Raw genomic sequence first — 11,014 nt, 5'->3', positions numbered from 1 at the left:
CGCCAGTGGCGGCCTTTCGATGTGGATCACGCGCCACGCAATCCGATCAGGCGCTCTGCAACACACCGCTGCGCTGGCGCACCGGCTTGGGCCGGCTCGGGAACGCGTGCCGCACGATCCGCCACATCACCTGACCGAACTGCCGCGGCAGCGAGCCGGTGTTGTAGTGCTGGCCGTAGCGCGCACACACCTGCTTCACTTCGACCGCGATCTGCGCATAGCGATTGGCCGGCAGGTCCGGGTAAAAGTGATGCTCGATCTGGTGGCTCAGGTTGCCCGACAGCACGTTCATCAGCTTGCCGCCGGTGAGGTTGGACGAGCCGCGCAGCTGGCGCAGATACCAGTGGCCGCGCGATTCGTTGCGGGTGCACTCCTTCGGGAACACTTCCGCATCGGCAGTGAAGTGGCCGCAGAAGATGATCACGAACGTCCAGATGCTCCGCAGCACGTTGGCAGCAAGATTGCCCAGCAGCACGGTCAGGAAGAACGGGCCGGCCAACAGCGGAAACACGATGTAGTCCTTGAGCATCTGGCGGCCCATCTTGCGGCCGATCGGCAGGAACGCGGCGCGCAATTCGGCCGCCTTCATCTTGCCGGCGAACCAGCGGCCCAGACGCAGGTCCTGGATCGCCACGCCCCATTCGAACAGCACCGCGAACACCACCGCGATGAAGGGCTGCAGCAGGTAGAACGGGCGCCAGCGCTGTTCGGGGAAGATGCGCAGCAGGCCGTAGCCGATGTCGTCATCCATGCCGCGCACATTGGTGTAGGTGTGGTGCCTGAAGTTATGCGTCTTGCGCCAGTTGTCGCCGGTGGCAACGATGTCCCACTCGTAGGTGTTGCCGTTGAGCTGCGGGTCGCCCATCCAGTCGTACTGGCCATGCATGACGTTATGGCCCAGCTCCATGTTCTCCAGGATCTTGGACAGCGTCAGCAGCACCACTCCGGCGATCCAGGCCGGAATCAGCACGCTGTGCACGAACGCACCCAGGAACAGCAGCGCACGACCGGCCACGCCGGTCCAGCGCACCGCGGCCACGATACGGCGGATGTAGCGCGCATCGTCAGCGCCCACCTGGCGCTGCACGCGGGCGCGGATGGCATCGAGTTCGTCGCCGAAAGACTGCAGTTCGGCAGCGGACAGGGCACGGTTATGCACTCGGCTCATGAAGATTCCTTACAGATCCAGGATCAGGTCAGTGCTCGGGGCACTGATGCACAGGCGAACCTGTGCGGTGGGTTCATTGCTGCGCTCATCGGTGAGCAGGTGGCGCGTGGTGCCGGACTGGCGCGCGCAGGCGCAGGTGTTGCAGATGCCCATGCGGCAGCCGTGTTTGGGCCGCAGGCCTTGCGCTTCCAGCCCTTCCAGCAGCGACTGGCCGCGTGGCAGGGTGAGCGTACGGCCGCTGCGCGACAGCTGGACCTGCACACGCCCGGTTTCGGCATCGTCCAGTGCCGGAACGCTGAAGGCTTCGGCCTGCAGTGCAGCCACGCGTCCTTGCAGACGCGCGCGCGCGGCCTGCACAAAACCGCCCGGACCGCAGACCATCACATGGCGCCGGTCCAGCGCAGCAATCTGCTCCAACGGATAGGTGTCGATGCGTGCGGCCGGCATCTCGCCTTCGCGGGTGGTCAGCACCTGCACGCGCAGGCGTGGATGCGCAGCGGCCAGCGCGGCGAATTCGTCGACAAAACAGGCTTCGTCGCGCTGGCGCACCCAATACAGCAGATCCACGTCCATCGGCATGCCGGCTTGCGCAGCGGCGTGCAGCAACGCGCGCATCGGCGTGATGCCCGAGCCGGCGGCCAGCAGCAATAGCGGGGTTGGCGCAGGCGGCAACAGCATGTCGCCAAAGGCCGGGTCCAGCGACACCACCGTCCCCAGCGCCGCATCGTGCGCCAGGAAGCGGCTTACCCGCCCGCCCTCGATCGCCTTGACGGTAATGGCCAGGCAGCCGTCGGCCAGCACGGTGGGGCTGTAGCTGCGCAGCAGACGGCGACCGTCGATTTCCACCCCCAGGCTGACATGCTGGCCGGCCTGCAAGCCGCGCCAGTGGCCGTTGGGCTGCAAGACCAGGGTCACCGCGTCGCGGCTGGCCGGGGTGCGCTCGACCAGGCGGGCCATCGGCTGTTCCAGCGTCCACAACGGGTTGATCCGGGTTGCCCAGAAATCGAACAGTTGCGGCGACACCAGCCGACGCGCCAGCCGTGCCGGCAGCGGGGACTTGGACTTACGAGAAGATGCCAGGTTCATGGGTTGCACTATACGCATGCATGCACAGCCGTGTATACACTTGTATATTGCTGGAGGGGCTATGATTCAGACCCACGCCCGGCTGCCGCCTCATGACCTCCATCGTCCTGCCTTCCCATGACGCGCCGCCGCCCCGCAAGTCGGCGATTTCCCGCGAGGATCTCATCGCTGCCGCGTTGTCGTTGATCGGCCCGCACCGCAGCCTGTCCACCCTGAGCCTGCGCGAAGTGGCACGCGAGGCCGGCATCGCGCCGAACAGTTTCTACCGCCAGTTCCGCGACATGGACGAGCTCGCCGTGTCCTTGATCGACCTGGCCGGGCGTTCGCTGCGCACCATCATCGGCCAGGCGCGCCAGCGCGCCACGTCCACCGACCGCAGCGTCATCCGCGTCTCGGTCGAGGCCTTCATGGAACAGCTGCGCGCCGACGACAAGCTGCTGCATGTGCTGCTGCGCGAAGGCGCGGTGGGCTCGGATGCCTTCAAGCAGGCGGTGGAGCGCGAACTCACCTACTTCGAAGACGAGCTGCGCGTGGACCTGATTCGCCTTGCTGCCGCCGACAACGCCAAGCTGCACGCACCCGCGCTGGTGTCCAAGGCGATCACCCGGCTGGTGTTTGCGATGGGCGCGGTGGCGATGGACTCCCCGCCGGAGAAAGACCCGGAGCTGGTCGAACAGATCTCGCAGATGCTGCGCATGATCCTGACCGGCGCCCGCACCCTGGGCACGCACGGCAGTTGAGTGCTGGTGCTGGTGCTGGTGCTGGTGCTGGCGTTGGCGCGGGCGTGAGTGCTCGGGTCGGCGCGCGCGCTGGCGGAACGGAGCCTGGCAGGCAAGCAGTGCATTGTCAGACAACTCCCCTCGTGTCCGTTGCGGACATGCGTTATCTGCGCCGCCTCAAACCGGCGCATCGCCAGGTAACGCCCCCCTCATTCCCAGCAGCCCATCGCAACCGATACACAGCGTCATTTTCTTTCGACGGCCCGAAAGATAATGCGAAAAAAAATTTCATAAAGTGCTTGCGCAATTAAAACGTGAGGGTAATGTTCGCATCCTCGGCAGGAACGCCTGCACTCTCACCGAATCGATCCCATGCTCCTGCTTCTTTCCGCCACATTCAATCGACTGCCCAGCGCACACCGCGCGGCATCGTTTGTGCGCACGGCGAAAGCAGACGTGCGTACCCCCCTCTTCGACTGATGTCCTGACAAGGAGATCGGCCACCCGATCTCCGAGGCAAACGAACGCACTCGGATGCTGCATCCGGGGGCGTTTTTGTTATGCGTTCGCATCGACTCTTGTGAATGACCTTCCAGGCACCCGGGCGTGGATTGCCCGACAACATGGACGTTACACGCGACGAGGCGCGAAAGCGCTGTACCCAGGTGCCTGGCACGGGTGGCGCGTGGTCATGCACAGATAGGAATTACCGTTTGAATAAGACAGTAATCAGACACAGTGCGGAAGATATTCAGCGGCCTGGAGTCTATTCCAGCTGGTGCGCGCGACTGTGCCGTGGCGTATACCGAACTCTTTCCCAAGGTTCTCGTCATGGGTATTGGCTCCTGGTGGAGCGACGACGAAAGCCGTAGCACGATTCAATTCCGGAATACTCACCACTGGATAGCTCAGAGGGTAGAGCAGCAGACGTTTAATCTGTTAGTCGCGGGTTCGAATCCCGCTCCATGCATGACCTTCTCGGTCATTTCCTGAAACGCACGTCCCTTTACGGAAACGCCCATGCCGCAGACAGACAGGCCACCCATCGCCTGACTGCCTGCAGCAGCGGCGCCCTCGCCGGGCCTTTGCCCTGAACGCGCATGCTGCGCCGTTCGCGGCCGTTGCGCAGGACATCGCACCGCGGCACTCAGGCACACGTAGGCGCCAACAGCGCATCGCGCCCCGCATATCCGCCGTCACCGGCGTTTCCACCTTTCAACGCCGCGTTGCATCGGCACACGTTTCGCCAGCCGTCCGATCCGGGGGGCGGGACGGCTGTACTTCCGGATCGGGCCACCAGAGCCAAACCCAAGGAGAAGTGCCATGTTCTGGACCAAGAGGGTCGTGATCGGTGACGGCGAGCGCGGCCTGGTATATCGCAAACGTCGATTCGAGCGCGTGCTCGTCCCCGGCGTCTATCGCCTGTTCGATCCATTGGGTCGCACCGATGTCGTTGTCCACGCCATCACGCAAGGCGCCTATTTGGGGCCACGATGCGGAGACGCTGATCGACACGCTCGGCAGCACCCTGCCGCAGCACTTCGTGCCGGCCGATATCGGTACCGCGCAGGTCGGCTTGCTGATTCGCAATGGCAAGCTCGACGACGTGCTGCCACCGGGCACGCGCACGCTGTACTGGCGCGGCCCTGCGGCGATCGAGGTGCAGACCCTGCCACTGGGCGATGGGCTGCAGGTGCCCACCGATGTGCAACGCCGGCTACGTCAGCTCGGCACACTGTCGCGGGTAGCGGTGTGCATGGACGTGCCGGCCGAGTCGCAAGGGCTGGTGTTCGTCGACGGCAAGCTGGTGACCCCGTTCGGGCCAGGCGCGTATGCGTTCTGGAATTTCCAGAAGAACATCGTCACCGACGTGGTCGATCTGCGTGTGCAGTCGGTCGAGGTGTCCGGGCAGGAACTGTTGACGCGCGACAAGGTGTCGTTGCGGGTCAACCTGGCCGCCAGCATGCGCGTCACCGATGCCGTGGCGATGCGCACGCGCGTAGCCAAGGCCGGCGATTATCTGTATCGCGAGCTGCACTATGGCTTGCGACGCGCGGTCTCGGCCAAGACGCTGGACGCGTTGCTGGGCGACAAGGCCTCGCTGGATGCGGCTATCTTCGGCTATGTGCGTGGCAGCGTGAGCGGCTTCGGCATCGAGGTGCTCGGCGTCGGCGTCAAGGACGTGATCCTGCCGGGCGGGATGCGCGACGCAGTCGTGCAGGCGGAGAAGCACGCGCATGCGCAGCTGCACGACATCGCAGCAGTGCCGTTTGTCGGTCCATGGGTCACGGTGATGCCAGACGTGCATCTGGGCAAAGGCGCAACGGTGGGCTCGGTGATCCCGACCCGCGGTGCGATCATCCCGGCCGCGGTGGGCGTAGACATCGGCTACGGCATGGCCGCGGTGCGTACCATGCTGCGCGCCAACGACCTGCCAGACAATCTGGCCCAACTGCGCTCCAGCATCGAGCGTAGCGTGCCGGTGGGCAACGGCCGTGGCGGCGAACACCGCACGCTGCCGGACAGCACCGAGACACGTATCGCGCAGTCGGGGCTGGTGCAACGTCTGGATGCGATCAAGCAGCAGCACAAGCGCATCCGCATCGACAAGCTGGAATGCCAGATCGGGACGCTGGGCGGCGGCAATCATTTCATCGAGATCTGCCTGGACGAAACCGATGCGGTCTGGGTGATGCTGCATCGCGGTTTGCGTGGCACCGGCAACCTGTTTGGCACGTATTTCATCGAGCGCGCGCGCGAGCAACTGGCGCATCGCGTGCTGGGCTTTCATCTGCCCGACAAGGACCTGGTCTTCTTCATGCAGGGCGAGCCCTTGTTCGACGAACACGTCGCGGCGGTGTCGTGGGCGCAGGATTCTGCCCGCGAAAATCGCGAGGCGATGCTGGCGCGCGTGCTGGCCGAGATGCGTCACCGCCTGCCGAAATTCCAGTCGGGAAGGCTCGCCGTCGACTGCCACCACAACTACGTGCAGAAGGAGGCGCACGGTGGTGAGGAACTGTTGATCACCCGTCAGGGCGCGGTGAGCGCACGGACCGCTGAGCTGGGCATCATTCCGGGCAGCATGGGCACGCGCAGCTACATCGTGCGCGGGTTGGGCAATGCCGACAGTTTCCACAGCTGCAGCCACGGCGCAGAGCGTGTGATGAGTCGAACGGCTGCGCGCGCGAAGATCACGCTGGCACAGCACCGCGAGGCCACCGCGCATGTGGAGTGCCGTAAGGATGCGGCAGTAGCCGATGCGTCGCCTGCAGCGTACAAGTCGATCGAAGCGGTGATGGCAGCGCAACAAGACTTGGTCGAAGTACTGCACACCTTGCGCCAAGTGGTATGCATCAAAGGATAGGCAAAGGGCCGCACTAGCGGCCCTTCTTTATCGCAATCGTCTTGCACACGCAGGTCAGCAACCTCATCCGCGCCGCGCTGCACAGTTCAGCCTTGTCGCTGCAGCACTCACATCAAAGCACGCACGTTTCACTCGTTCGAGGCCATCGTGGCGCCTCGTTTGCGGCCTGGTTCCAGCGGGCGCATCCATCAAACAACCGGAGGCGGTATGAGCACTCTCGACAAGCAGGAACGCAAGGAAGAAGCGAAGGATTTGAACCGCGACCCCATCTCCGGTGCACCCGGTGCGCACCCAGTCGGCGTGGGTGTTGGTGGCATTGCCGGTGGTGCGGCAGCAGGTGCGCTCGCAGGCACGGTGTTCGGCCCGCTCGGCACCTTGATCGGTGCGGCAGCCGGCGTGGTCGCAGGCGCTGCAGCCGGCAAGGGCGTGGCCGAACGACTCGACCCGACCGTAGAGACCGAATACTGGCGCAAGGAACATCGCAACCGTCCTTACTACAAGGAAGGCACCGACTACGATCGCGACTATGCAACCGTGTACGGATTCGGTTTGCAGGCGCGCGAAACCCGCCCGACCAGTACCTGGGAAGAAACCGAAGCCACGCTGGCTGGCGAATGGCCGCGTAATCGCGGTGAATCGCGCCTGGAATGGGACGAAGCCCGCCTTGCTGCACGCGACGCGTGGGACCGTGCGGATCGCACCCACACCGTCTATCGCGACAGCGACACGCATTACGAAGGCCGCTTCGGCAGTGCCAGTTACCGCGACGCCGACTATGCCTACGATGACTATCGGCCGGCCTATCGCTACGGCATGCAGGCACGCCAGCAGCACGCAGGCCGCCAGTGGGACGATCATCTGGAACGCGATCTAGGCGATGGCTGGGACCGTTTCAAGGCCAATTCGCGCCTGAGCTGGGAAAAGGCCAAGCACGCAGTGCGTGAGGCCTTCGACTCCGAGCATCACGATGCGGCGGCGCGGCGCAACCCGACCGATCCGCGGGTGTAAAGGCTGGCGCAGCGGCTTGCTGCATCCGTCCTAGCTACATGCAATGCATTGAATCAGCACGGACCCGATCGGGTCCGTGCGGCGTCATGACGATCGTGCAAGTAGTCGGCTCAGGTGACCAGGGCAATGTTGTCTTTCGGGTACAGACGCTGCTGGCGGTTCTCCATCAAGTCCAGATCGGCGTTGAGGCTCACCTTAGCTGGTCCAAATGGGCATCCTTTAGAGCGCGAGCGAACGCAACGCCAACCATTCCACTGGGTGCCTGCGCGCCAACAGCGCGGACAGCTAACCACCGTCACTCAGGCCGACCATCGCAATCGACTGCGCATCCACATACGGCAGACGCATCGACTGATCGTACGCGGCCTTGATATCGTCCAGACTCTGCGCAAGCGTCACGGTCTGGCGCATCAATGCATACCCTCTCAGACCGCGCAGATCGAAGGTCATGCAGTTGCAGCCAAGAACTGCGGCCTCGCAGGCACCCACCACGTGCGGTGTCGGTACCGCCGCGGCTGTACACGAACAGCACTGCAGGCATCCCTGAGAACGTTAGCAAAGTGCCGCTGCGTGCGTCATCGCCGACCCGGATGTCGATGCTGGAAAAGTTTGCCTTGGCCGCGCGTCGTTGCCGGCTTCGCTCGCAGCTGAGCAACTGGTCCGAAATGCGACCTGCGAGCGACTTACTTAAATGCCATATACAGGCCCAGCAAGATGACGAACACCACAATCAGACTGATGGCAATACGCCCGCCACGCAATTCCAATAAGGCATGCCACCACACGCGCGCTTCAGGTGTACCACTGGCATGATGCGGCTTACGACCGTTGCTCTGGCTGTCCTGCATCCTGAGTGCTCTCGCTCCATTACGTCTGGCATTATTCTAATGATCAGACGTTACACACATGTGGAGCAGTTCAGAATCTTCCGTGAAATGTCGCGTTTTGCGCACCCATTTGCTCGGATCGGCAGTACCGCGGCGTGGTACGTGCAATGCGCTATCGCGAGATCGGAGCGCATACGAGAACGCTGTTGTTCGTTCGATGGCACGGTTATGGAAGTGTTATCCGTTAGAGGCGGCCACGTGCAGAGCATATGTCTGCATTGTGTATTGGAACACTGGAGCAATCTGACCAATTAAGCGTGCATCGCTACATAGCAGTGCAATGGTCGGGTTCGATGATCATTCGTTGACATATCTGCAGCTACTCTGCAGGTCAAGTTTGTTTATCCCGGAACACCCCAAGTCATGAGCAGAGATCCATCCGTCATCGATGTACAAGCCGAAATCGCGCATTGGCAAGCGCGGCATGCCCAGGGCAACCTCGGCTCAGGCAAGTTCAGCGAATTGTCTCCGGTGGTGAAAATGGCCTGCGATATCTATCTGCAGGCACCGCGTTCGAGCGATCAGGAGCGCCTGCGCCTGTTCCGGGATCGCTTAGAGCACCACTTCATTTCATCCAGCACGCAGTCCAACTACGAACAGTTGGCAACCGACTGCTGGCAGCGCCTGGGCGCACGCAATAGTTGAGTCCGCAGTATCGAGCGACACCGTTTTCTCATTGGAGATCGTCATGAAAACCCCGTATCAAGTGCAGCAGGAGCTGGACCGACTGGAGCGGCTGGTTCCGCACATCGTCAGCGACCAGGGCGACCGCGCGGAGGAAATCCTTGGCTTCCACGTAGCGAGTCTGCTGGGCAGTGCGCCCGCGAGCGAACACGCGCTGATTCGCGAACGCACCGCACGCATGGCGCGTACCTGCCGCAGCGCGCAGGATGCAGTGCGCGCACCCAAGGCACCTGCCAGACCAGTGAGCAGGGCGCCCGTTGCACAGCCGCAATGGGCCTGACAAACGCATCTCCGGAGCCGCATAGCGGCTCCTTTGCATTACACCGGCGGCAATTGCCGCCTCATTCCAGGACCCCAATGAAATCCACGCTCATCACTGCTTCTCTGTTGGCTATTCTCTCTTTGACTGCGTGCGATCGCCCAGGCGGTGATGCATCGCGTACTGCGCCAGCGGTGTCGCCCGAGCCGACGGCTGCGCCTGTCAGCGGCAGCGGCGCGACCGAATTAGCCAAGGGTGATGGTGCAGTGCTGGGCGTGCTGGCAGCCATCGACGAAAACGAGATTGCGCTCGCCAAACAAGCCATCGAACAGGATCTGGGCGGCGCCACAGGCGAGTTTGCACAGCAGATGCTGCACGACCACGAAGCCAACCTTGAAAAGACCAAGTCACTCGGCGTAACCGAAGGCCCACGTGCCGAGGCCATGCGCGCCAAGGGCAAGGCTGCAGAGGAAGCATTGTCCAAGACGCTGACCTTGCCCGACGGCAAGGACGCGTACCGCAACGCGTTCATGCGCAACATGGTCATCGACCATGGCGACGCCATCAAGATCATCGATTCGGAGCTGCTGCCCGCCGCAGAAAGCGCACCGGTCAAGCAGCATCTGGAACAGACGCGTCGCGTGGTGTCGGCGCATTTCGAACGCGCCCACGCGGTGTCTTCGTCCAAGTAAGCAACTGACGAGGCTGTCATCTGCAGTGCGCCGGCCCGTCCGGCGCTTTGCATTTAACGGCCGCCACACGGGCTGGTCCAGATTCGTCGTCCGTGCAGCGTGACGATGGTGCAGTACAGCTGCACGGTCACGCTGACGCGCCAGCTTCACTCTGCTTGGCTCGCGCCTGGCCTATCGTGCCGCATCGATTCGGCCCAGGAGTCCCCATGCATCTGCTCATCACCGGCGGCACCGGCTTCATCGGCCAGGCCCTGTGCCCGGCATTGCTGCAGGCCGGCCACCAAGTCAGCGTCCTGACCCGCAACCCGCGCCGCGCAAACCGTAGCCTGGCTGGCGTCACTGCAGTGGACACGCTGGACGGCGTGCAGGCCGATGCGGTCATCAACCTCGCTGGCGAGCCGCTGGCCACCGGCCGCTGGACCGATGCCCGCAAGCAGCGCTTTCGCGAATCGCGCCTGGGCATGACGCGTCAGTTACATGCCTGGATTGCGCAACAACCGGCCGCCCAGCGACCCTCGGTACTGATCTCCGGCTCGGCCGTGGGCTATTACGGCGAACGTGGCGACACCGCATTGACCGAAGCAGAGTGCGCCGGCGATGACTTCTCTGCCGCGCTGTGCCGCGACTGGGAAGCCGCAGCAAACACCATCGCCGTACTCGGCCCGCGTGTGAGCTGGGTGCGCACGGGTATCGTGCTGGATCGCGATGGCGGCGCGCTGGCCCGCATGCTGCCGGCATTCCGTTTCGGCGGCGGTGGGCCATTCGGCGATGGCCGGCATTGGATGAGCTGGATCCACCGCGCCGATATGGTCGCGCTCTTGCTGTGGCTGCTGCAGCACGGCGAGCCAGGCGCCTACAACGCGACTGCTCCCAACCCGGTCACCAACGCGGACTTCGCGTGGACATTGGCACAGGTGCTGCACCGCCCCGCCCTGCTTGCGCTACCGGCCGGCCTGTTGCGGCTGGGCTTCGGCGAGATGGCCGACCTGCTGCTGATCAGCCAACGGGTGCTGCCGCAACGCGCGCTCGATGCCGGCTTTTGCTTCCAGTACACCCATCTGGACGCTGCGCTGCGCGCCATTCTGCGGCGCTAAGCGGCCGCCGGCACGCCGAATTCCCAAAGCCCTCCCCTGCGCGAGCAACATCG

At 63.6% G+C, this 11,014-nt stretch carries 9 protein-coding genes and 3 pseudogenes; 8 read left to right on the top strand and 4 right to left on the bottom strand.

Going from position 1 to position 11,014, the window contains the following annotated elements; translation table 11 throughout:
• Positions 1-46: 46 nt before the first annotated feature.
• Positions 47-1,168 (bottom strand): fatty acid desaturase family protein, encoded by a 1,122-nt coding sequence (locus XBLMG947_RS06030; protein WP_065466894.1) that lies wholly within the window; start codon positions 1,166-1,168, stop codon positions 47-49.
• A 9-nt stretch (positions 1,169-1,177) separates the two neighbouring features.
• Complete coding sequence (locus tag XBLMG947_RS06025) at positions 1,178-2,254, bottom strand: ferredoxin reductase (protein WP_065466892.1); 1,077 nt, start codon at positions 2,252-2,254, stop codon at positions 1,178-1,180.
• A 92-nt stretch (positions 2,255-2,346) separates the two neighbouring features.
• Here XBLMG947_RS06025 and fabR point away from each other — a divergent pair, with 92 nt between their 5' ends.
• The 4 genes and pseudogenes from fabR to XBLMG947_RS05995 all read left to right on the top strand — a co-directional run bounded on the left by fabR (position 2,347) and on the right by XBLMG947_RS05995 (position 7,345).
• The gene (gene fabR / locus XBLMG947_RS06020; RefSeq protein WP_065466890.1) at positions 2,347-2,994 is read left to right on the top strand and encodes an HTH-type transcriptional repressor FabR; all 648 of its coding nucleotides are present in this window, start codon (positions 2,347-2,349) and stop codon (positions 2,992-2,994) included.
• Between the two features lie 1,426 nt (positions 2,995-4,420).
• Positions 4,421-5,161: pseudogene (locus XBLMG947_RS23340) on the top strand (slipin family protein); the annotation flags it as partial.
• Positions 5,162-5,188: 27 nt separating this feature from the next.
• Positions 5,189-6,337, top strand: a pseudogene (locus XBLMG947_RS06000) (RtcB family protein); the annotation flags it as partial.
• A gap of 207 nt (positions 6,338-6,544) precedes the next feature.
• Positions 6,545-7,345 carry a hypothetical protein gene (locus XBLMG947_RS05995; protein ID WP_065466886.1) on the top strand — a complete coding sequence of 267 codons (801 nt, stop codon included), beginning with the start codon at positions 6,545-6,547 and terminating at the stop codon, positions 7,343-7,345.
• Positions 7,346-7,464: 119 nt separating this feature from the next.
• Here the strand turns inward: XBLMG947_RS05995 and XBLMG947_RS05990 are convergent.
• A pseudogene (locus XBLMG947_RS05990) lies at positions 7,465-8,000 on the bottom strand (alpha/beta hydrolase family protein); the annotation flags it as partial.
• A 28-nt stretch (positions 8,001-8,028) separates the two neighbouring features.
• Positions 8,029-8,193 (bottom strand): hypothetical protein, encoded by a 165-nt coding sequence (locus tag XBLMG947_RS23145; protein ID WP_065466884.1) that lies wholly within the window; start codon positions 8,191-8,193, stop codon positions 8,029-8,031.
• A gap of 402 nt (positions 8,194-8,595) precedes the next feature.
• Here XBLMG947_RS23145 and XBLMG947_RS05980 point away from each other — a divergent pair, with 402 nt between their 5' ends.
• The 4 genes from XBLMG947_RS05980 (at position 8,596) to XBLMG947_RS05965 (ending at position 10,961) form a co-directional block, all read left to right on the top strand.
• The gene (locus XBLMG947_RS05980; protein WP_065466882.1) at positions 8,596-8,877 is read left to right on the top strand and encodes a hypothetical protein; all 282 of its coding nucleotides are present in this window, start codon (positions 8,596-8,598) and stop codon (positions 8,875-8,877) included.
• 43 nt (positions 8,878-8,920) lie between these two features.
• Positions 8,921-9,196 carry a hypothetical protein gene (locus tag XBLMG947_RS05975; RefSeq protein WP_065466880.1) on the top strand — a complete coding sequence of 92 codons (276 nt, stop codon included), beginning with the start codon at positions 8,921-8,923 and terminating at the stop codon, positions 9,194-9,196.
• Between the two features lie 77 nt (positions 9,197-9,273).
• Positions 9,274-9,867, top strand: a complete 594-nt coding sequence (locus XBLMG947_RS05970; RefSeq protein ID WP_065466878.1) for a DUF4142 domain-containing protein — start codon at positions 9,274-9,276, stop codon at positions 9,865-9,867.
• Positions 9,868-10,073: 206 nt separating this feature from the next.
• Positions 10,074-10,961: a TIGR01777 family oxidoreductase gene (locus XBLMG947_RS05965; protein WP_065466876.1), complete on the top strand. Its 888-nt coding sequence runs from the start codon at positions 10,074-10,076 to the stop codon at positions 10,959-10,961.
• Positions 10,962-11,014: the final 53 nt, after the last annotated feature.

This window comes from Xanthomonas bromi (assembly GCF_900092025.1).
GTDB lineage: Bacteria > Pseudomonadota > Gammaproteobacteria > Xanthomonadales > Xanthomonadaceae > Xanthomonas > Xanthomonas bromi.
The sequence above is the reverse complement of the archived record's forward strand: the minus strand, read 5'-3'. Positions and strand labels throughout refer to the sequence as shown.